This is a genomic window from Streptomyces polyasparticus, from assembly GCF_014493765.1.
In the GTDB taxonomy this organism is placed as follows: Bacteria; Actinomycetota; Actinomycetes; order Streptomycetales; family Streptomycetaceae; genus Streptomyces; species Streptomyces polyasparticus.
On the sequence record NZ_JACTVJ010000006.1, the window covers coordinates 71,006 to 91,504 of the forward strand.

Annotated in this window: 24 protein-coding genes; 19 read left to right on the forward strand and 5 right to left on the reverse strand. The window is 71.9% G+C overall.

All coding sequences use genetic code 11. The features are described from left to right. Window position 1 precedes the first annotated feature (1 nt). A complete protein-coding gene (locus H9Y04_RS12335) occupies window positions 2-2,011 on the forward strand; it encodes a prolyl oligopeptidase family serine peptidase (protein WP_187813852.1) in 2,010 nt (669 codons plus the stop codon). 56 nt (window positions 2,012-2,067) lie between these two features. Continuing rightward, window positions 2,068-3,000 carry a S66 peptidase family protein gene (locus H9Y04_RS12340; protein ID WP_187814408.1) on the forward strand — a complete coding sequence of 311 codons (933 nt, stop codon included), beginning with the start codon at window positions 2,068-2,070 and terminating at the stop codon, window positions 2,998-3,000. A gap of 418 nt (window positions 3,001-3,418) precedes the next feature. Here H9Y04_RS12340 and H9Y04_RS12345 read toward each other — a convergent pair whose 3' ends face one another. Further along, a complete protein-coding gene (locus H9Y04_RS12345; protein ID WP_187813853.1) occupies window positions 3,419-4,243 on the reverse strand; it encodes a class I SAM-dependent methyltransferase in 825 nt (274 codons plus the stop codon). Window positions 4,244-4,432: 189 nt separating this feature from the next. On the opposite strand from H9Y04_RS12345, the gene H9Y04_RS12350 reads away from it, so the two are divergent. From H9Y04_RS12350 to H9Y04_RS12365, 4 genes are all read left to right on the forward strand, one after another. Next, window positions 4,433-4,672, forward strand: a complete 240-nt coding sequence (locus H9Y04_RS12350; protein WP_187813854.1) for a LapA family protein — start codon at window positions 4,433-4,435, stop codon at window positions 4,670-4,672. Further along, entirely contained in the window at window positions 4,669-4,983 is a 315-nt protein-coding gene (locus tag H9Y04_RS12355; protein ID WP_236070778.1) for a hypothetical protein, read from the forward strand. The genes H9Y04_RS12350 and H9Y04_RS12355 overlap by 4 nt, the downstream gene beginning before the upstream one ends. Window positions 4,984-5,066: 83 nt before the next feature. Further along, a complete protein-coding gene (locus H9Y04_RS12360) occupies window positions 5,067-5,612 on the forward strand; it encodes a GNAT family N-acetyltransferase (RefSeq protein ID WP_187813855.1) in 546 nt (181 codons plus the stop codon). A gap of 61 nt (window positions 5,613-5,673) precedes the next feature. After that, window positions 5,674-6,777 carry a methyltransferase gene (locus H9Y04_RS12365; protein ID WP_187813856.1) on the forward strand — a complete coding sequence of 368 codons (1,104 nt, stop codon included), beginning with the start codon at window positions 5,674-5,676 and terminating at the stop codon, window positions 6,775-6,777. Between the two features lie 23 nt (window positions 6,778-6,800). Here the strand turns inward: H9Y04_RS12365 and H9Y04_RS12370 are convergent, their stop codons facing one another. Then, entirely contained in the window at window positions 6,801-7,136 is a 336-nt protein-coding gene (locus H9Y04_RS12370; RefSeq protein ID WP_187813857.1) for a DUF6204 family protein, read from the reverse strand. Window positions 7,137-7,312: 176 nt separating this feature from the next. On the opposite strand from H9Y04_RS12370, the gene H9Y04_RS12375 reads away from it, so the two are divergent. After that, window positions 7,313-9,286, forward strand: coding sequence for a DUF5107 domain-containing protein (locus H9Y04_RS12375; RefSeq protein WP_187813858.1), 1,974 nt, complete (start codon window positions 7,313-7,315; stop codon window positions 9,284-9,286). 52 nt (window positions 9,287-9,338) lie between these two features. On the opposite strand, the gene H9Y04_RS12380 is transcribed toward H9Y04_RS12375, so the two are convergent. Further along, the gene (locus tag H9Y04_RS12380) at window positions 9,339-9,695 is read right to left on the reverse strand and encodes a VOC family protein (protein WP_187813859.1); all 357 of its coding nucleotides are present in this window, start codon (window positions 9,693-9,695) and stop codon (window positions 9,339-9,341) included. Between the two features lie 92 nt (window positions 9,696-9,787). On the opposite strand from H9Y04_RS12380, the gene H9Y04_RS12385 reads away from it, so the two are divergent. Further along, window positions 9,788-10,366 carry a phage holin family protein gene (locus H9Y04_RS12385; protein ID WP_187813860.1) on the forward strand — a complete coding sequence of 193 codons (579 nt, stop codon included), beginning with the start codon at window positions 9,788-9,790 and terminating at the stop codon, window positions 10,364-10,366. A gap of 57 nt (window positions 10,367-10,423) precedes the next feature. On the opposite strand, the gene H9Y04_RS12390 is transcribed toward H9Y04_RS12385, so the two are convergent. Beyond that, window positions 10,424-11,011, reverse strand: a complete 588-nt coding sequence (locus H9Y04_RS12390; RefSeq protein ID WP_236070779.1) for a nucleoside/nucleotide kinase family protein — start codon at window positions 11,009-11,011, stop codon at window positions 10,424-10,426. Window positions 11,012-11,090: 79 nt separating this feature from the next. Further along, window positions 11,091-12,188 carry an enolase C-terminal domain-like protein gene (locus H9Y04_RS12395; RefSeq protein ID WP_187813861.1) on the reverse strand — a complete coding sequence of 366 codons (1,098 nt, stop codon included), beginning with the start codon at window positions 12,186-12,188 and terminating at the stop codon, window positions 11,091-11,093. A gap of 128 nt (window positions 12,189-12,316) precedes the next feature. Here H9Y04_RS12395 and H9Y04_RS12400 point away from each other — a divergent pair, with 128 nt between their 5' ends. The 11 genes from H9Y04_RS12400 to H9Y04_RS12450 are packed head-to-tail and all read left to right on the forward strand — an operon-like array spanning window position 12,317 to window position 20,492. Further along, entirely contained in the window at window positions 12,317-13,633 is a 1,317-nt protein-coding gene (locus H9Y04_RS12400) for an NAD(P)/FAD-dependent oxidoreductase (RefSeq protein WP_187813862.1), read from the forward strand. Beyond that, window positions 13,617-15,473, forward strand: a complete 1,857-nt coding sequence (locus tag H9Y04_RS12405) for a transketolase (protein ID WP_187813863.1) — start codon at window positions 13,617-13,619, stop codon at window positions 15,471-15,473. Before H9Y04_RS12400 ends, H9Y04_RS12405 begins: the two co-directional genes overlap by 17 nt. Window positions 15,474-15,527: 54 nt before the next feature. Beyond that, window positions 15,528-15,938: a gas vesicle protein GvpO gene (locus H9Y04_RS12410; RefSeq protein ID WP_187813864.1), complete on the forward strand. Its 411-nt coding sequence runs from the start codon at window positions 15,528-15,530 to the stop codon at window positions 15,936-15,938. A 46-nt stretch (window positions 15,939-15,984) separates the two neighbouring features. Continuing rightward, window positions 15,985-16,410, forward strand: coding sequence for a gas vesicle structural protein GvpA (locus H9Y04_RS12415; RefSeq protein WP_187813865.1), 426 nt, complete (start codon window positions 15,985-15,987; stop codon window positions 16,408-16,410). Next, the gene (locus tag H9Y04_RS12420; protein WP_187813866.1) at window positions 16,407-17,162 is read left to right on the forward strand and encodes a GvpL/GvpF family gas vesicle protein; all 756 of its coding nucleotides are present in this window, start codon (window positions 16,407-16,409) and stop codon (window positions 17,160-17,162) included. Before H9Y04_RS12415 ends, H9Y04_RS12420 begins: the two co-directional genes overlap by 4 nt. A 3-nt stretch (window positions 17,163-17,165) precedes the next feature. Then, complete coding sequence (locus tag H9Y04_RS12425; RefSeq protein WP_187813867.1) at window positions 17,166-17,420, forward strand: gas vesicle protein GvpG; 255 nt, start codon at window positions 17,166-17,168, stop codon at window positions 17,418-17,420. 5 nt (window positions 17,421-17,425) lie between these two features. Further along, window positions 17,426-18,067, forward strand: a complete 642-nt coding sequence (locus tag H9Y04_RS12430) for a DNA primase (protein ID WP_306660134.1) — start codon at window positions 17,426-17,428, stop codon at window positions 18,065-18,067. After that, on the forward strand, window positions 18,060-19,154 hold the full coding sequence (locus H9Y04_RS12435) for an SRPBCC family protein (RefSeq protein ID WP_187813869.1): 1,095 nt from the start codon (window positions 18,060-18,062) through the stop codon (window positions 19,152-19,154). The genes H9Y04_RS12430 and H9Y04_RS12435 overlap by 8 nt, the downstream gene beginning before the upstream one ends. Further along, a complete protein-coding gene (locus H9Y04_RS12440) occupies window positions 19,151-19,513 on the forward strand; it encodes a gas vesicle protein (RefSeq protein ID WP_187813870.1) in 363 nt (120 codons plus the stop codon). Before H9Y04_RS12435 ends, H9Y04_RS12440 begins: the two co-directional genes overlap by 4 nt. Beyond that, on the forward strand, window positions 19,513-20,298 hold the full coding sequence (locus H9Y04_RS12445) for a GvpL/GvpF family gas vesicle protein (RefSeq protein WP_187813871.1): 786 nt from the start codon (window positions 19,513-19,515) through the stop codon (window positions 20,296-20,298). The genes H9Y04_RS12440 and H9Y04_RS12445 overlap by 1 nt, the downstream gene beginning before the upstream one ends. Continuing rightward, window positions 20,295-20,492 (forward strand): gas vesicle protein, encoded by a 198-nt coding sequence (locus H9Y04_RS12450; RefSeq protein WP_187813872.1) that lies wholly within the window; start codon window positions 20,295-20,297, stop codon window positions 20,490-20,492. The genes H9Y04_RS12445 and H9Y04_RS12450 overlap by 4 nt, the downstream gene beginning before the upstream one ends. The last annotated feature ends 7 nt before the right edge of the window (window positions 20,493-20,499 follow it).

A 20,499-nucleotide genomic window follows, 5' to 3' on the forward strand; every position in this document is an offset into this window, starting at 1 on the left:
GATGGGGGACATGGTGCGCACCGAGCCATACGGGGACTGGCCCTCGCCGATCGACGCCGCGCTCGCCGCCTCGCACGACGGCCGGCCCGACTGGGTCGGCTTCGTCGGCGACGAGGTGTGGTGGACCGAGCCGCGCCCGGCCGAAGCGGGCCGCCGTGCCCTGGTGCGCCGGCGCTCCGACGGGCGCTCGGAGCCGGTACTGCCCGCGCCGTGGAATGTGCGCAGCCGCGTCATCGAGTACGGCGGCCGTCCCTGGGCCGGGACCGAGGGGCCCTCGGGACCGCTCGTCGTCTTCTGCGACTTCGCTGACCAGCGGCTGTACGGGTACGAGCCGGATGCGCCCGGAGCGGTGCCGCGGGCGCTCACTCCGGTGTCGTCCGTGGGCGGCGGGCTGCGCTGGGCCGATCCGCAGATCCGGGTCGAACGCGGTGAAGTGTGGTGCGTTCTGGAGGAGTTCACCGGAGAGGGGCCCGAGGAGCTGCACCGGGTCCTGGTCGCCGTGCCGCTCGACGGTTCGGCCGCGGACGACCGCGGCGCGCTGCGCGAACTGTCCGACGGACGCCACCGGTTCGTGACCTCGCCCCAGGTGTCACCGGACGGAAGGCATGCCGCCTGGATCGGCTGGGACCATCCGCGGATGCCCTGGGAGGGTACGGAGCTGCTGGTCGCTGAAGTGACGGCGGACGGCACCTTCGGCACGGCCCAGGTGGTCGCGGGCGGGCCCGAGGAGTCCATCGCCCAGGCCGACTGGGGCCATGACGGGACCCTCCTGTTCGCCTCCGACCGCAGCGGGTGGTGGAACCTCTACCGCGGTGAACTGCGGCCCGGGCACGGCGAAGCACCGGCCTTGCACGTGACGGCGCTGTGTCCCCGCGCCGAGGAGTTCGCCGGTCCGCTGTGGACGATCGGGCAGCGCTGGTTCGCCCCGCTGGAGAACGGCACGGTGGCCGTCGTGCACGGCGTGGGCACCACCGCGCTCGGCATCCTCGACCCCGAGACCACGGATGTCGTGGACGTGGCGGGTCCCTGGACCGCCTGGTCGGCGACGCTCGCCGCGCACGGCTCCCGTGTCGTGGGGACGGGGGCGAGCCCGCGCAGCGCGGCCGAGGTCGTCGAGCTCGACATCCGCACGGGCCGCGCCCGGGTCATCGGCGCCCCGCACGACGACCCGGTGGACCCCGCGTACTACCCCGAGCCGCAGCTGCGCACCTTCAGCGGACCGCTCGGCCGGGACATCCACGCCCACATCTATCCACCGCACAACCCCGGTTATCGGGGGCCCGACAATGCCCTGCCGCCCTATGTCGTGTGGGCGCACGGCGGGCCCACCGGGCACGCGCCGCTGGTGCTCGACCTGACCGTCGCCTACTTCACCTCGCGCGGCATCGGCGTCGCCGAGGTCAATTACGGAGGCTCGACCGGCTATGGCCGCGCCTACCGCGAGCGGCTGCGGGAGCAGTGGGGCGTGGTGGACGTCGAGGACTGCGCGGCGGTCGCCCGCGCGCTCGCCGAGGAGGGCACCGCCGACCCGGACCGGCTCGCCATCCGCGGCGGCAGCGCGGGCGGCTGGACGGCGGCGGCCTCGCTCGCTACCACCGATGTGTACGCATGCGGCACCATCATCTATCCGGTGCTCGACCTCGAAACGTGGGCCACCGGGACCCATGACTTCGAATCGCACTACCTCGAGTCGCTCATCGGCCCGCTCGCCGAGGTCCGCGGCCGCTATGCCGAACGCTCGCCGCACACCCAGGCCGAGCACATCACCGCGCCGTTCGTGCTGCTCCAAGGGCTCGACGACGTGGTCTGCCCGCCGAGCCAGTGCGAGCGGTTCCTCGCGCGGATGGCCGGGCGGCAGGTCCCGCATGCGTACATCGCCTTCGAGGGCGAGGGGCACGGCTTCCGCAGAGCGGACACGATGATCAGGGCGCTGGAAGCCGAACTCTCCCTGTACGCCCAGGTGTTCGGGCTCAATCCGCCCGGGATCGCCAGACTGGAGCTGAGCAAGTGAGGCGAGAAGGAGAGTCGATGGCGAGCGGCTGGGACGATGCCGGAACGCCCCGGGGCATCGCGCCCCTCACCCGGCCGCAGCGGCTCGCGCCCGGCGCGCGCGTGGCCGTCGTCGCGCCCAGCGGTCCCGTACCGGAGGAGCGGCTCGAAGCCGGCCTGGACATTCTGCGCGGCTGGGACCTGGACCCCGTCGTGGCGCCCCATGTCCGTTCCACCCACCCGGAGTTGGGCTATCTCGCCGGAGGCGACCGCGAGCGCGCCGCCGATCTCCAGGCCGCCTGGTGCGACCCCGCCGTGTCGGCGGTGTTCTGCGCGCGCGGCGGCTACGGGGCGCAGCGCATGGTCGATCTGCTCGACTGGGATGCGCTGCGGGCGGCCGGGCCGAAGGTGTTCGTGGGGTACAGCGACATCACTGCGCTCCACGAGGCGTTCGCGGTCCGGCTCGGCCTGGCCACGCTGTACGGGCCGATGACGGCGGCGGCCGACTTCCTCAAGAACGCGCGGGCGCAGGAGCATCTGAAGGCCACGCTGTTCGCGCCCGAGACGGTGCAGACGATCGCGGGCGGCCGGGTCCTGGTGCCGGGGCGCGCCCGCGGGGTCCCGACCGGCGGCTGCCTCAGTCTGCTCACCGCCGACCTGGGCACCCCGCACGCCCGGCCGTCCGCCCGCGGCGGTCTGCTGTGCATCGAGGATGTCGACGAGGAGGACTACCGCATCGACCGCCACCTCACCCAACTCCTGCGCAGCGGCTGGCTTGAGGGCGTGGCCGGGGTGCTTCTCGGCTCGTGGGAGGAGTGCGGTCCGTCCGAGCAGGTCCGCGCCGTGTTCACCGACCGCCTCGGCGGGCTGGGCGTCCCCATGGTCGAGGACTTCGGCTTCGGCCACTGCGACGGGGCCCTGACGATGCCGTTCGGGGTGCCGGCGGTCCTTGAGGCGGAGACGGTGGGGGGTGCGGCGGAGCTGCGGGTGGAGGTGCCGGCGTTGAGGTGAGGTGACGTCGTTGAGGTGAGGGGCGGGTGTTGGGGTGAGGGGCGGGTGTTGGGGTGAGAGGGCCCTGGGCGGGGCGAGGTGGGGTGACAGGGACGAGGTGGGGTGCAGGGGTGGGGTGAGGTGACAGGGCGGGGCGGAGTGAGGGGTCCGGGAGAGGGGTCGGGGTGAGTTGAGAGAACTCGGTGAGGGGCGGAGTGAGGCGTCCGGGCGCGGGGTCGGGGTGAGTTGAGAGGGCCTGGTGTGGGGCGGAGCGAGGCGTCCGGGAGAGGGGCCAGAGTGAGCTGAGAGAACTCGGTGAGGGGCGGAGTGAGGCGTCCGGGCGCGGGGCCGGAGTGAGTTGAGCGGGCCCGGCGAGGGGCTTAGTGAGGCGTCCGGGCGAGGTGTCGGCCCCGACCTGGGCGCGGGGTGCGGGGTGCGGTCAGGACGTCACGGCGAAGCCGTAGCGTACGAAGCGCAGGGCGTCGCCCACGCCAGGGACCTTGCCGAGGCCCCGCAGGGCCGTACGGGAGACCGTGCCTCGGCGGCAGCGGCCGAGTTCGTCCAGGGCCGGGATGTCGCTCAGGAGACGCAGCGGCGGGTGCGCGCGGGCGAAGGACGTGGGGGAGTGCAGCGCCCAGCGGAAACGGGTGTCCGCGCGGCGCAGCGCCGGGTGGAGCCCGGACACGGACCTCACCCAGGGCACCACCGCGTCGAACACCAGCCGTCCTGACGGGAAGTGTCCCACGACCCGGTTCACGAGGCGGCTGACGTCGTCCGGCGACAGATACATCAACAGCCCCTCGGCGAGGACCAGCGCCGGCCGGTCGGCAGGCACCTCGTCCCACCACCCCGGCTCCGTGACCGAGGCGCTCACCGTCCGCACCCCGTCGACCGGCCCGTACACGCGCTCGCGCAGCGCGACGACCTCCGGATAGTCCACGTCGATCCACACGGTCGACGCCGGCCGCGCCACGCGCAGCGGACGGCTGTCCAGGCCGCAGGCCAGATGCAGCACCACGGCGTCCGGGTGCTCGTGCAGGAACTCGGCGGTCCAGGCGTCGAAGCGCCGCGCACGCGCCGCGACCAGGGAAGCGCCACCGCGCAGGCCCCGCAGCCGCCCGAAGTCGTAATCGATCTGCGCCATGACCCGCTGCGCATGAGGGTCACCGAGGACGGGCCGCGCACGCCCGCTGTCGACCGCGCGCAGGTACAGCGTCATCAGGAGCGTTTCCTGCTCACGGCCGAGGTGGACCTGCTGCGTCATCGACCGTCTCCGTTCCCGAGGAAACTCCCTGCACCCAGTGAGCCGGAACCCCGCGCCCGCGGCCACCCGCCCTCACCCGTTAGGCCCACCGAGCCACCCCCAGGGGTACCGGCCGCGTGCGCCACCGGCGCCCACCTGCTCATGCTGGGCCCAGGGGGCGACGGCGCTACTCCGGACGGAAGGTCCCGCATGAGCTCCAACGACTCCAAGAGCAGCGGCGGCGGCAAGGCCAAAGGGCTGATGACACCCGGACGTCTGACCGTCGCCGCCATCGGCATCCTCGGCCTGATCTTCATCTTCGAGAACACCCGCAACACCAAGATCCGCCTGCTGATCCCCGAAGTGACCATGCCTCTGTGGATGGCACTGCTCGGCACGGGGCTGATCGGTGCCCTCTGCGGGGCCTACCTCATCAGGAGACGGAAGTGACACCTCTCATCCAGCGCGCAGCCGTGCTCACCGGCACCGTGCTCGCCGCGACCGCCCTCACCGTGACCACTGCCGCGGCGGCCGGTCCGCCCATGCCGGACTTCAGGGGCAAGGCCCTGATGGACGTCTTCCAGACGGTGGACTACCGCACCCGCGTCGACCTGCACGACGTCAGCGGCTTCCAGCGCCATGTCCTGTGGCCGCTGAACTGGAAGGTCTGCACCCAGACCCCGGCCCCCGGCGTCGAACTGAACGGTCAGGCGCTCGACATCGGCGTCGTGAAGAAGACGGAGACCTGCCCCAAGAAGTAGCCCCGCCCCAAAGGCAGCCCCGCCCCCAAGGTGGCGCCGCCCCCAATCAGCAACCCCGCCACCGGGGTTCTAGGGTTTCGGGCATGCCCCACCGCACCACTTTCCTTGCCGCCGGGCCTCGCGTCGGCATACGTCGTCTCACGTATGCCGACGGCGAGGCCTTCACCGTGTTCGCCCGCGCCAGCCGCGAGCTGCACCACCCGTGGCTCGCGCCCCCGGCCACGGCCGAGCAGTTCACGACGTACGCCCAGCGGCTGATCGAGGACCCCGCACGCGCCGGCTTCGTCGTCTGCGAGCGTGACAGCGGACGCCTCGCCGGCTACGTCAACATCAACAACATCGTCCACGGTGCCTTCCGCTGCGGCGCGCTCGGCTACGGCGCCTTCTCCCACGCCGCCGGCAAGGGACTGATGACCGAGGGGCTGCGCCTCGTCGTCGGACATGCCTTCGCGCCTCCGCTCGACCTGCACCGCCTGGAGATCAACGTCCAGCCGCGCAATGCCGCATCGATCGGGCTCGCCCGCCGCTGCGGCTTCCGCTTGGAGGGGTTCTCGCCGGACTTCTTGTACATCGACGGGGCGTGGCGCGACCATGAGCGGTGGGCCCTCACGCGGGAAATGGTCCGGTAGCGGACACCATCGCGTTCACCGGCGGGGAGAGGGCCCGGGGGAGCTGGGGAGAGGACGCGCCATGACTGCGGACATTCCGGGCAGCGGGACCGAGGGTCCCTCCGAAGAAGCCGGCCCACGGGCCACCGCGTTGACTCCGACTCCGACTCCGCCCCCGGACCCTGCCGCCGCGCCGCCCGGGCAGCCGGAGCTGGCACGGCTGGCCGACCTGGCCACTCCCGTGGCCATCCGCGCGGCCGCCACCCTGCGGATCGCGGAGTCCCTCGACGACGGTCCGCGCACCGCACGCGAACTGGCCGCCGTCGTGGGCGCCGACGCCGACGCCCTGGAGCGGATGCTCGCGCATCTCGCGACGAAGGGTGTGTTCGACCGTGACGGGGACGGCCGGTATGCGCTCACGGAGCTCGGTGCCCCCCTGCACTCCGCCCACCCCTCCGACCTGCACCCCTGGCTCGACATGGGTGCCCCGGTGGGGCGGGCCGATCTGTCACTGGTGGAGCTGCTGCACTCCGTACGGACCGGGCTTCCGGGGTTTCCGCTGCGGTACGGGGCGTCGTTCTGGGACGACCTGGCCACGCAGCCGGAACGGCAGGAGCGTTTCGACGCGCACATGAGCCGGGACATCGCCGCCGACGGGCCCGCGATCGCCGCCGCGTACGACTGGACCTCGCTGGGACGTGTGCTCGACGTCGGCGGGGGCAACGGAGCGCTGCTCATCGAGCTCCTCAAGGCCCACCCCGAGCTGCACGGCACGGTGCTCGACCGGGACCGTACCGCCGAGTCCGCCCGGATACGGTTCACCGCCGAGCGGCTCAAGGGGCGGGCCGACGCGGTCGAGGGCAGCTTCTTCGACGAACTCCCGACCGGCTACGGCGGCTATCTGCTCTCGTCGGTCCTGCACGACTGGGACGACTCCTCCGCCCTCGCGATCCTGCGCCGCTGCGCCGAGGCGGCCGGCAGCACCGGCCGGGTCTTCGTGATCGAGAAGATCGGCGGCGACGGCGAGCAGGTCCGAACGGACATGGATCTGCGGATGCTGGTCTTCTTCGCGGGCAAGGAGCGCCCCGCGTCCCAACTGGCCGAACTGGCGGGGGAGTCGGGACTCAAGCTGGTCGCGGTGCACCCGGCGGGCACACTCGCCGTCGTCGAGTTCGCGGCGGGGTGAAGCGAGGTCGTCACCGAAGGCGCTCAGCGGCCCTTGCGGTTGATCTTCATGGTGTCCATGTCCGTCACCGTCGACTTGAGCGCCCCGTGCCCGGTCCCCAGCTCCCGCAGCGCGCCTTCGGCCCGGTCCTCCGCGATGGCGCCGGCCATCTCCTCGCCGTCCTCGCTGTCCGAGACGGCGACGTAGCGGAACGAGAAGTGCTTCAGCGTCCGGTCGTAGGCGAGCGAGCCCTCCTCGGAGAAGCGCATCGCCGTCATGCCGTGCTCGTCGACCTCGGCGAGCAGCCGGGCGCGCGTCTCGTCGCCGAGGTCCTCGAAGGCGCCCCGGACGATGACACGGTACGTGTGCGCTGCGCCCATGCCGTGCTGCTTCCCTCGGAGTCGAATGGGGCATGAGATCCCGTGAATGCGGGACGGAAGATCCCCTGAATGCCGTCGGCGAACCACCTTACGTGGCCCCTGCATCTTTCGCCTTTGCGTAATTCTGACCAGGAGGTCCCCTGGTCACCGGTGCGGACAGCGGGTTCCATGGTCGGGTGACGACGATCCGACGTGCCGAACTGACCTTGCCCGGTGCCCCCTTGGGGCCGGCGAACCCGCTGCCCGCCCTCTGCCCGCCGGCCAAGGTCCACGCGGTCTCCGTGGACGAGCGCCTGCGCGAGACGCTGCCGCTCGACATGCGGCGCCAGCTCGGCTACCGGCCGCTGCGCAGCATCCTGCCCGTGCCGGTGCTCGATGGCTACGACCGCACGCGCGAGGACCTCACCCTCGAGGCGCTGATCCTGGAGAACTCCCGCCTGCGCGTCAGCGTCCTGCCGGGCCTCGGCGGCCGGATCCACTCCCTGCACCACAAGCCCACCGGGCGTGAACTCCTCTACACCAACCCGGTGTTCCAGCCCGCGGCCTTCGCGCTCAACGGCGCCTGGTTCTCCGGCGGCATCGAGTGGAACATCGGCGCCACCGGGCACTCCACCCTGTCCTGCGCCCCCGTCCACGCCGCCCGCGTGGACGGCCCCGACGGCACGCCGATGCTGCGCCTTTGGGAGTGGGAGCGGCTGCGCGACACCCCCTTCCAGGTCGACCTCTGGCTGCCCGAGGACTCCGACTTCCTGTACGCGGCCGTCCGGATCCGCAATCCGCACGAGAAGCCCGTGCCCGTCTACTGGTGGTCGAACACCGCGGTCCCCGAGGAGCACCGGGTGCTCGCCCCCGCCGACGAGGCCTGGCACTACGGCTACGAGCGCGCCCTGAACCGCGTGCCGATCCCCGAACTGGACGGCACCGACCGCTCGTACCCCCTGAACAGCCCGCATCCCGCGGACTACTTCTACGAACTGCCCGACGGCACGCGCCGCTGGATCGCCGCGCTCGACGACCGCGGCCACGGACTCGCGCAGGCCTCCACCGACCGGCTGCGCGGCCGCAAGCTGTTCACCTGGGGCGGCTCCACCGGCGGCCGGCGCTGGCAGGACTGGCTCACCGAGCCCGGCACCGGAGGCTACGCCGAGATACAGGCGGGCCTCGCCCGCACCCAGCTGGAACACCTGCGCCTGGAGTCGGAGGGCGAGCTGAGCTGGTGCGAGGCGTACGGGCCGCTCAGCGCCGATCCCGTACGGGTGCACGGCGAGGACTGGGCCGCGGCGCGCCAGGAGGCGGAAGCGCGGCTCGAAGAGGCGCTGCCGCGGGCCGCCGTGCAGAAGGCGTACGAGCAGTGGCGGCAGTGCGCCGACACCGAACCGGGCGAGCGGCTCGCCACCGGATCGGGCTGGGGCGCACTCGAAGTGCTGCGCGAACGGCTCAAGCTCCCGGGCACCCCGTTCGACGAGTCGACCCTCGACGCCGAACAGGCACCTTGGATCGAGCTGGCCCACTCCGGCTCGTATCCCGAACCGCGCCGGGTGACGCCACCCGGCCCTACGCTCGTAGCCCGGCATTGGCGGAACATGCTGGAGACCGCTCCCGCCGCGCCGCTCACCGAGTACCACCTGGGCGTCGCGCAGTGGCATGCCGGGGACTTCGCGCAGGCGGTGCGCAGCTGGGAGCGCGGGCTCGAACTCGCCCCGTCCGTCTGGCCGTTGCTGCGCTGCCTCGCGGTGGCCGACCGTGAGGCCGGACAGCTGCAGCGCGCCGCCGACCGCTATGCCGAGGCCTTCGCCGACCTGTGCGCGGAGCGTCGCGAAGCCGAGGTGTGGACGGCTGCCTGCGCGGCGCTCGGCCGCGAGGCCATCGAGACCCTGATCGCCGCGGGCCGCCTTGAGCAGGCGCGCACGGTGTGGGACGGGCTGCGCCCGGTCACCCGCACTCGGGGGCGCTTCCGGCTCCTGGAGGCCCGGCTGCTCCTGGCCGAAGGGGACAAGGAGGCGGCCCGGCGCATCTTCGAGGAGGGCTTCGAGGTCGCCGACCTGAGCGAGGGCTCCGAGCTGATCGCCGAACTCTGGGCGGCCGTCAGCGACGAACCGGTGCCCGCGCGCTACGACTTCCGGATGCGTCCCGTACGAGAGGACGGCTGACGGACGCGTACGAAGGCAACGATGACCGGCAGCCCCCGTCCGGGGCGGCCGGCTATCCCCGTACGGAACGCTGGTCCGCGTACTCGAAGACGGTGCCGTCCGGGTGGACCGCGATCAGATTGCGGCCCGCCGGGGTCGGCACCGGGCCCGCCACGATGTGGGCCCCGGAGGCGGCGAGCACCTGCTGCGCCTCCTCCACATCGGGGACCGCGATGGTCGCGGTGACCTTGCGGAGCACTTCGAGCTCCGCCTCGGGCCCGCTCATCAGCAGAAAGCAGCCGACCGCGGCGACCTGCACCCCACCGCGCTCGAAACGCAGCGCTCTGGCGCCCGCGAGCCGCTCGTAGAAGGCCACCGAGGTGTCCAGATCCTCGACGCAGATCCGCAGCGTGGTCCCCAGAATCTCCATGGCACCGAGGGTAGTTGGGGCGCGGCGGCGGGGAGATCGTTTCGCGGGAACGCCCCGCGTTAGGTGCCGGGACACAGGGGTACCCGGCCGCCATGGAACGCACTGGACCTATCACCACGGAGAACCCGGCCGAGAAGGCCATGAGCGACACCCTCGCGCAGGTCGTACGGGACACGGTGCGTGCGGAGATCCGGGACGAGCTGCGCACGGAGCTGCGGGAGGAACTGCGCAAGCAGACCCGCAAGCAGCGGCGCACCGCCTCGCTGTACGCGGCGTCCGGCGCCGTCGCGCTCTATGCGGGCGCCGCCTGTGCGCTCGCGCTCGGCCTGGTGTTCGCGATCGGGCTGCCCGACTGGGCCGCCGCCCTGATCATGGGTGTGCTCCTGGCCGGCGCGGCCTACGCACTGCGCAACGCGGCCAGGCCGCACCCGGCCCGTCCCCCGCACCAGGGCGAGATGCCCGACCAGACCCATGCGTACGAGGGCATGGCCCCGCACCCGCCGCCGTCACCTCCCGGCGGCGCGGCACAGACCCCCGAGGCCACCGCGGCCCCGGGTGTCCCGCCTGTCTCGCCGCCCGGCGGACCTCCCGGCACCCCCGCCCCGCCGGTCGAGCCCCCGCGCGAACCGCGCCTCGGCCCCGCCGACAGCCGCTATCCCGAGGGGCGTTGATCCCCTCCGGATCGCTTTCGGACGCGGGACCGGCCGACCGTGGAGGCGGCCGCGGGATCACCAGCCCGCAGCGGCGATGACCTCGCGGGCCACCTCGGTGACCGACCTGGCGTCGGTGGCCACCCGCACCGTGCCCGGCGCGGCGTGCTCCTCGAGCCGCCGCGCCATATGGGCGCTTCGGCGCAGCTGCTGTTCCAGCTCGGAGCCGATCTCGCGCCTGCCGAGCCGGACGGCCGCCGTCTCGTCCGAGGCCGTGAGCAGCACGGGGTGCATCCGGACGGCCGGCCCCAACGCCCGCTCGAACAGCCACTGCGAGCCGTCGAGCACGGCGGCCGTGTTCGTGTAGATCAGGCGCCGGCAGCCGAGCTCCGTGTAGTTCGCCCACAGCGCGGCGAGATTGCGCGCGGTGATCTCCGAGCGGTCCGGATCGCCCGGCGGCGCGGGATGGATGTGGTCGAGGACATCGCCCTCGATGAGGGCATGCGCCACCGAAGCGGCCCGCAGCAGCGCCGACACCTCGTAGCCGACGGAGGACTTGCCGACCCCGCTGCGGCCGCCGATCAGGATCACTTCCGGGAGTACCTCCGCGCTCCGGCCGAAGGTCCCGCCCCTGACAACGCCTCCGGCGCCTTCCTTGCTCTCCATGCGCCAGAGGCTCGCACGGCGGCCACGAGCCACGCCACGCAATGGCCCGCGCGCGATCGGCAAGGGCCCGCCCGTGCCTCTACGCCACCCTGTACTTCTCGATCTCCTCCGCCCGCAGCCGGAGCCCGTGCCCGATGCCGCCGTCCGGGCGCACCACGCCGCCCGTCGGATCGAGGACCCCGTCGAAGAACATCGACTCGACCCGTACGTGGTCGTGGAACCACTCGATGTGGCGCAGGTTCGGCACGCTCGCGGCCGCCGCCGCGTGGACATGCGGCGCTCCGTACGCGGAGATCTCCAGACCGTGCGCCTGCGCCAGCGCGGCCGCGCGCAGCCAGGCCGTGAGCCCGCCGATGCGGGTGGCGTCGGCCTGCACGCAGTCCACGAGCGTGGCCGTACGCGCCAGTTCGGCCAGATCGTCGGCGTACCCGCCGGCGGTCACATCGCAGACCACACCCTCGCGCACCAGGCCGAGGCCCGTCGGATCCGCGCGCGGCACGGGCGCCTCGAACCAGCCCACCTCCAGCTCGGCGAGCGCCCGTCCGACGCGGACGGCCTGCTTGCGCGTGTAGGCGCCGCCGGCCGCCACGTACAACTCCGTGCGCGGGCCGATGACATGGCGTGCCGCGCGGACCCGGGAGAGATCCCGCAGCACCGCGCGGCCGTGGCTCTCGCCGATCCGGATCTTCACCCGGGGGATGCGCTGGCCGTGCACCCAGCCGCCGAGCTGAGCCGCCAGATGGGCGTCGTGATACGTCGTGAAGCCGCCGCTCCCGTACACCGGGACCGCGTCGAGCGCGGCGCCGAGCAGCCGCAGGAGCGGCAGTTCGAGGAGGCGGGCCTTGAGGTCCCACAGGGCGATGTCGACGGCCGACAGGGCGCACCCCGCGAGGCCGCCCGGGCCCGCCTCGCCCAGGGCGTCGCGCATCGCCTCGTGCACGGCCGGGATGTCCAGGGCGTCGAGACCCGTCACGACCGGGCCGAGCTGCTCGCGTACGACATCCGCGGCGGTCGCGGGCGCATACGTCCAGCCGGTGCCGGTCGTGTCCCCGGCGCCGATCGCGACCACCACCACGGAGGTGGTGTCCCAGCTGCGGTTCCCGTCGGCCTCGGGCGCGTCGGTGGGCACGGTGTAGGCGCAGACGGCCGGGGCCCGCAGGGGCACGGTGTTCTTCATCGCGAACCGGCTCTCGGGCGAAGGGGAGGTGTGAGGCGGGTAACCCCGGCTGCGGCACGGAAACGTTTGGCGGTACGGCGCACGGGCACCCGGGACGCTCCCCGACCACAGCCGGAGGCTGAACCATCGTGAGCCGTACCCGCATCGTGATCGTCGGGGCCGGCTTCGCCGGATACCGGGCCGCCCGCACCCTGTCCCGGGTCGCCCGCGACCGCGCCGAAGTGGTCCTGCTCAACCCCACCGACTACTTCCTGTACCTGCCACTGCTTCCCCAGGTCGCCTCGGGCGTCCTGGAACCGCGCCGGGTCACCGTCTCCCTCTCGGGCACTCTGCCCCGGGTGCGCCATGTGCTCGGTGAGGCCGAGGGGCTCGACCTCGAAGGACGCACCGTCCGCTACCGCGATCCCGAAGGCACCGAGGGGACCCTGTCGTACGACCGTCTCGTCCTGGCCGTCGGCAGTGTGAACAAGCTGCTGCCCGTACCCGGTGTGACCGAGCACGCGCACGGTTTCCGCGGGATGCCCGAGGCGCTGTACCTGCGCGACCACGTGATCCGCCAGACCGAACTCGCCGCGAACGACAAGGACCCCGCCCGCTGCACCTTCGTCGTCGTGGGCGCCGGGTACACCGGGACCGAAGTCGCCGCGCACGGGAAGTTGTTCACCGACTCGCTGCTGCGGCGCCACCCGGACCTCGAAGCACGCTGGATGCTGCTCGACATCGCGCCCCGGGTGCTGCCCGAGCTGGACGAACGGCTGTCGAAGACCTCGCACAAGGTGCTCCGGCAGCGCGGTGTCGACGTGCGCACCGGGACCTCCGTCAAGGAGGCCACCGCGGAGGGCGTGTACCTGGACGACGGGGAGTTCATCGACACCCGCACCCTCATCTGGTGCGTGGGCGTCCGTCCCGACCCGCTGGTGGAGGCCACCGGCCGGCCCCTCGAACGCGGACGTCTGCTCGTCGACCCCTTCCTTCAGGTGCCGGGCCACCCCGAGGTGTTCGCGTGCGGCGACGCGGCCGCCGTACCGGACCTGGCCAACCCCGGCTCGTACACGCCGATGACCGCGCAGCACGCGTGGCGGCAGGGTGCGACGGCGGGGCGCAATGTGGCCGCGTCGCTCGGGCTCGGTGCGCGCAAGCCGTACAAGCATCACGACCTGGGCTTCACCGTCGACCTCGGCGGGGTGAAGGCCGCGGCCAATCCGCTCGGCCTGCCGCTCGCGGGACCGCCTGCAGCGGCCGTCACCCGCGGCTACCACCTCGCCGCGATGCCCGGCAACCGCATCCGGGTCGCCGCCGACTGGCTGCTCGACGCCGTACTGCCTCGTCAGGCCGTGCAGTTGGGCCTGGTGCGCTCCTGGTCCGTGCCGCTCGACACCGCCTCGCCCGAACTCGCCCGACTGCCCGCACCACCCAGGGAGGCCCCCGATGACGCAGCCGACTGACGACGAACTCGCCCGGCTCGCCCAGCAGTTGCGGGTCGACTCGATCCGGGTCGCCGCCGCCGCGGGTTCCGGGCATCCGACCTCCTCGATGTCCGCGGCCGAGCTGATGGCCGTGCTGCTCGGGCGCCATATGCGCCATGACTTCGGGCGGCCCGAACACCCCGGCAACGACCGGTTCATCCTCTCCAAGGGCCATGCGTCACCGCTGCTCTACGCCTCGTACAAGGCGCTGGGCCTGATCGACGACGACGAGCTGCGGACCTTCCGCGCGCTCGGCAGCCGGCTCGAAGGCCATCCGACGCCGCGCACCCTGCCGTGGGTGGAGGTCGCCACCGGATCGCTCGGCCAGGGCCTGCCCGTCGGGGTCGGCATGGCCCTGGCCGGCAAGCGCCTGGAGCGCGTGGGCTACCGGGTCTGGGTGATGTGCGGGGACAGCGAGCTCGCCGAGGGCTCCGTATGGGAGGCCGTCGAGCACGCCGGTCACGAGCATCTCGACAATCTCACCGCCCTCGTCGACGTCAACCGGCTCGGCCAGCGCGGCCCCACCCGGCACGGCCACGACCTGGACGCCTACGCCCGCCGGCTGCAGGCCTTCGGCTGGCACACCGTCGAGTGCGACGGCCATGACGTGCACGAGGTCGACCGGGCGCTCGCCGAGGCCCGCTCCACACTGGGCCAGCCGACGGCCGTGCTCGCCCGCACCCTCAAGGGAAAGGGCGTGGCCGCCGCCGAGGACCGCGAAGGGCTGCACGGGAAACCGCTCAAGAACCCGGAGGAGGCCATCGCGGAACTCGGCGGCGTGAGCGACCTGCGCGTCGAGGTGCAACAGCCGCCGGCGGCACGGGTGTTGCACGCCGTGCACTCCGGGCACCTCGACCTGCCGCGCTACGAGAAGGGCGAGGAGGTCGCCACCCGCTCCGCCTACGGTCAGGCGCTGACCGCCCTTGGTGCGGCCCGGGGCGACGTGGTCGCACTCGACGGCGAGGTGAGCGACTCCACCAAGGCCGAGCTGTTCGGCAAGGAGCATCCGGAGCGGTTCTTCGAGTGCTACATCGCCGAGCAGCAGCTGGTGGCCGCGGCCGTCGGGATGGCGGCGCGCGGATTCACCCCGTACGCCTCGTCGTTCGCGGCCTTCCTCACGCGCGCCCATGACTTCGTCAGGATGGCGGCCGTCAGCGGCGCCAACATCAACCTGGTCGGCTCGCACGCGGGAGTGGCCATCGGCCAGGACGGGCCCTCGCAGATGGGCCTCGAGGACTTGGCGATGTTCCGCTCGGTGCACGAATCGACCGTGCTCTACCCCTGCGACGGCAACCAGACCGCCCAGCTCGTGGCCGAACTCGCCGAACGCCCCGGCATCGGCTATCTCCGGACGACCCGCGGCGCGACCCCTGTCCTCTACGGACCCGACGAGAGCTTCCCCATCGGCGGCTCGAAGGTCCTGCGCTCCTCGGACAAGGACCGGGTCACACTCGTCGCGGCGGGCGCGACCGTACGCGAAGCCCTGGACGCCGCGGACCAGTTGGCGGAGATCGGCATCGCCTGCCGGGTGATCGACCTCTACTCGGTCAAGCCGGTGGACACCACCACGCTGCGGGCGGCCGCCGAGCAGACCGGCTGCCTCCTGACCGTCGAGGACCACCGGCCCGAGGGCGGCATCGGCGACGCGGTGCTCGAAGCGTTCGCCGACGGACGGCCCGTGCCGCGGTTCGTCCGGCTCGCCGTCCGCCACATGCCCGGCTCGGCGAAGCCCGCCGAGCAGCTGCGGTCCGCCGGTATCGACGCGGCCGCCGTCGCCGCCGCCGTACGGCTGCTCGTGGAGACCGCGGTGGTGCGCTGACGTGCGCGGGGGTTTGGCCAAGGGGGTGCGGGTCACTCGGAGCGGGAGGTTGTGATGACAGAAACCGAGAAGGCAGAAAGCGGCAAGTCGGAGAACAGCAAGAACGAGGCGGACAAGAGCAAGACAGACAAGCGCGAATCCGGGAAGACCCGCAAGGAAACCCGAACCGGCTCCGGGGCCGAATCGAACGGTGCCGGGCAGGCGCCACGGCCGATGGCCGTGCTGCGCGAGGCCATGCTCCAGCTGGCGGAGCTCACCGGGATGGAGGCTGAGAGCGCATCCGCCTTCGAACGCACTGAGGACGGCTGGCACCTGGAGATAGAGGTGCTCGAACTCACCCGCGTCCCCGACACCATGAGCCTGCTCGCCACCTACGCCGTCGACCTCGACCCGGAGGGCCAGCTCATGGGCTACCGCCGTGTCCGCCGCTACGAACGCGGACGCGCGGACGCCCAGCGGCGCTGAAAAGGGGTCATGCCCACCGATACCACACAAGGAGGAACGGTCCGTCATGACCGTTGTCCCAGCACAGCAGACCGGCGGTTCAGGAGGCACCAGTGGCTTGTACGACGTCCTGGAACTCGTGCTCGACCGCGGCCTCGTGATCGACGCGTTCGTGCGTGTCTCCCTGGTCGGCATCGAGATCCTGAAGATCGACATCAGGGTCGTCGTTGCCAGTGTCGATACGTATCTGCGCTTCGCCGAGGCCTGTAACCGCCTCGACCTCGAAGCCGGCCCGCGCAAGAGCCCGGGTCTGCCCGATCTCGTCGGCGAGATCACCGAATCCGGCGCCCGCGGCAAGAGCAAGGGCGCGCTCGGCGGGGCCGCCGAGACCATCTCGGACGCGTTCCGCCAGGCGCGCGAGGAGGGCCAGGAGGCACCGCGGCGCACCACGAAGCGGACGGCTTCCCGCAAGCGGCAGGAGGAAGCGGAGTGACCACGTACATCTATGGCATCGTGCGGCGTTCGCATCCGAACCCGCCGAAGGACATGGGCGGCATCGGCGATCCCGCCCTGCCCGTGCGCATCGTCACCGGCGGCGAACTCTCGGCGCTGGTCAGCGACGCGCCCGAGAACCTGCGGCCCAAGCGCAATGACCTCCTCGCCCATCAGAACGTGCTGAGCGAGGCGGGCGCCGGCGGCCCCGTGCTGCCGATGCGCTTCGGCTCGACCGCGCCCGACGACAAGACGGTGGCCGCGGTGCTCGAAGAGCGGGCCGCGCACTACGCCGAGCGGCTCGAAGCCCTCGACGGCAAGGTCGAGTACAACGTGAAGGCCACGCACGACGAAGAGGCCGTGCTGCACCGTGTGATGGGGGAGAACCCCGAGATCCGCACCCTCACCGAGGCCAACCGGCAGGCGGCGGGCGGCACTTATGAGCAGCGGCTGCGGCTCGGCGAGATGGTCGTCCAGGCCGTGCAGGCCCGTGAGGCCGCCGACGCGGTGGAGATACAGCAGGAGCTCGAAGGCGTGGCCGCCGACGTGAGCGTCGGCCCGCAGAGCACCGGATGGCTGGCCAATGTCTCCTTCCTGGTGGACCGCGACGACACCGAGCAGTTCCTCGCCTCGGTCGACAAGCTGCGCGGCGACCATCCGCACCTCGACCTCAGGGTCAACGGCCCCCTGCCGCCGTACAGCTTCGTCGAGCCGGGCCCGGCGCCGCACGCCGCACAGACGGCCGGGCACTGACCGATGGGCCTGACAGGTCTGGTGAAAGAGCTCGTACTGCTGCCGTTCGCCCCGGTCCGCGGTTCCTTCTGGGTGATGGAACAGGTCGTGGACGAGGCCGAGCGGCAGTACTACGACCCCGGGGTGATCCGCGCCGAACTCGGCCGTCTCGAAGAGCAGTTGGAGGCGGGCGAGATCGACGCGGACACCTTCGACCGGTTGGAGGACGACCTCCTCGACCGGCTCCAGTACGCGACGGAACGGACGAACAGACAATGAACCGAATGGCACTCGGCCTCGCCGTGGGCGCCGGATACGTGCTCGGCCGCACGAAGAAGATGAAGCTGGCGTTCGCGGTCGGCACCCTCGTGGCCGGCAAGAAGCTTCCGCTCTCGCCGCGCGCGCTCGCCGACCTCGTACAGCAGCAGCTGCTCAACAACCCGCAGTTCAAGGAGATCGGCGATCAGCTGCGCCAGGACATGCAGGGCGTGGGCAAGGCCGCCACGGGCGCGGTGCTCGAACGCGGCCTCGACGGGATCTCGGACCGGCTGCACAACAGGACGCTCGGGGTGCAGGACCGGCTGTCCGGAGTGATCCCGGGCCAGGCGAAGCGCCAGGAGGACGAGCCGGAGTACGACGAGGAGGAGCAGGAGCAGGAGTACGAGGAGGAGCGGCCCGCGCCGAAGCAGCAGGCGCGCAGGACCTCCGGCGAGGAGACCTCCCGTAACCCGAGGAAGTCCGACGAGACCTCCCGCAGCCCGCGGAAGACCGCGTCGGGCGCGAAGTCCGCGCCCGCGAAGAAGTCCGCGCCCGCGAAGAAGTCCACGGCCGCCAAGAAGACCACGGCCGCGCAGAAGACCACCTCGGCGGCGAAGAGCACCGCCCGCCGCACCGCCCGCGCGAAGGGAGGCCGTGACGATGGCTGACGCCAAGGACAATCCGGTCACCGGTCTCGCCAAGAGCGAGGCCGCCGACCGCCTCAAGGCCGAAGCACAGGCCTTCATGCTCGCCCAGCTGGAACGCGCGCTCGTGGGCGTGGGCCACAAACTCGGCTCCACCACCGTCAAGTTGAACGACATCGCCGAAGGCCGCAGCCCCGGCTTCGCACAGCTCGCCCTGCAGGGCGGCCGCAAGCTCGCCGAGGGCAAGGGGCCGGTGCGCAGCGCCGTCGAACTCACCGGGAGCCGTCTCAAGGAGCGGCTGATGGGCGCGGTCAAGGGACTCGGCGGCAAGCGCAAGAAGGGCGGTGCGGGCCAGAAGCCGACCGTCATCCTCGAATACGTCGACGTCGGCGTCCCGGTCCGCGAGGCGTACGACCAGTGGACGCAGTACCAGGAGTTCTCCACCTTCGCCAAGGGCGTCAAGGGTGCGACCGTCGCCGATGACACCTCGTCCGACTGGAAGCTCAAGGTCTTCTGGTCGAACCGGAGCTGGAAGGCGCACACCACCGAGCAGGTACCCGACCAGCGGATCACCTGGACCTCGGAGGGCGCAAAGGGCACCACCAAGGGCGTGGTGACCTTCCATGCGCTCGCGGAGAACCTCACCCGCATCCTGCTGATCATCGAGTACTACCCGAAGGGTCTGTTCGAGAAGACCGGCAACATCTGGCGCGCCCAGGGCCGCCGCGCCCGCCTCGACCTCAAGCACTTCGCCCGCCACATCTCGCTGCGCGGTGAGGCGAGCGACGGCTGGCGCGGAGAGATCCGCGACGGAGAGGTGGTCGTCTCGCATGAGGACGCCATCGCCGAGGAGGAGCGGGACGAGGACGACTCCGCGCAGGGCTCCTCGGAGCTGGAGGAGGCCAAGGGTGAGCAGGACGAGTACGCGGAGGAGTACGAGGACGAGCCCGACGGCGAAAACGAGGAGGCGTACGACGCCGAAGGCCGGGAACGCGCCGAAGACGAAGACGAAGACGACGTCGAAGGCGAGGAAGACGAGATGGCCTACGAAGAGGACGAGGAATACGACCCGGAGCACCAGGACGAATACGCAGAAACCGGGCGCCGATGACGACCGCGAGCAGACTGCCGGACCCCTACGGAGGGCAGGGCAGCAGCGCCAACCTGGCCGACATCCTGGAGCGGGTCCTCGACAAGGGCGTGGTGATCGCGGGTGACATCCGCATCAACCTGCTCGACATCGAGCTGCTCACCATCAAGCTCCGCCTGATCGTCGCCTCGGTCGACAAGGCGCGGGAGATGGGCATCGACTGGTGGGAGGACGACCCGTCGCTCTCCTCCGGCGCGCGGCGCCGTGAGGTGGACCGCGAGCGCTCCGACCTCGCCCTGGAGAACGAGCAGCTGCAGGCCCGGATCGCCGAGCTCGAGGCGGGTGCCAAGGAGCTCCGACGGGAGGGAGAGGGCTCCTGATGAACGACCTCCGTTACGTGTACGCGGTGTGCCGGCCCTTCGAGGCCGCCCTGCAGTCGGATCTGGTGGGCGTGGGCGGCGCACCGCTCAAGCAGCTGGCGCACGGCGGCCTGGTCGCCGTGCTCAGCCAGGTCCCCGAGGCGGACTTCGGCTACGAGCCGTTGCGCGCCCATCTGGAGGACCTCGACTGGCTCACCGGGACCGCCCGCGCCCACCAGGCAGTGATCGCCGCCTTGACCACGGTCACCTGCCCGGTGCCGCTGCGCCTGGGGACCGTGTTCCGCGACGACAGCGGCGTACGGACGATGCTCCAGGACGAGGGCGAGCAGCTGCGGGAGCTGCTCTCGCGCATCGACGGCTGTGTGGAGTGGGGCGTCAAGGTGTACGCCGAGCCGACGAGCGAGCCCGAACAGGCCGAGGTGCCGCAGCACGGGCCGAGCGCGAGCGGCCGGGACTATCTGCGGATGCGCCGCGCCCGTCAGCAGGGCGCGGACCGGATGTGGGCGCGCGCCGAATCCTTCGCGGACAAGCTGCACCGCGACCTCACCGCCCGCGCGGCGGCGACCCGGCTGCACCGTCCGCAGAACCCGGAGCTCTCGCGCGTGAGCGGCCGGAACATTCTCAACGGGGCCTATCTGGTGGGCCGTTCGGCCTCGGAGGAGTTCGTGGAGTGCGTCGAGCGCACCAAGGACCAGGAACCGGAACTGCGCGTGGAACTCACCGGCCCCTGGGCCGCGTACTCGTTCAGCAGCCCCGACAGCGAGAACGGTGAGGAGGTCTGGTGACCGTCATAGAACGCCGGGAGATCGCTCTCGTCGATCTGCTCGACAGGCTGCTCGCCGGCGGTGTGGTCGTCGCGGGCGATCTCACGTTGCGGATCGCGGACGTCGATCTTGTACGGATCGATCTGAAGGCCCTGATCAGCTCGGTGAGCGCTCAGGTCCCCTCGCCCTTCGAGGTCCTGGAGGCCAGGCGATGAGCAGGCG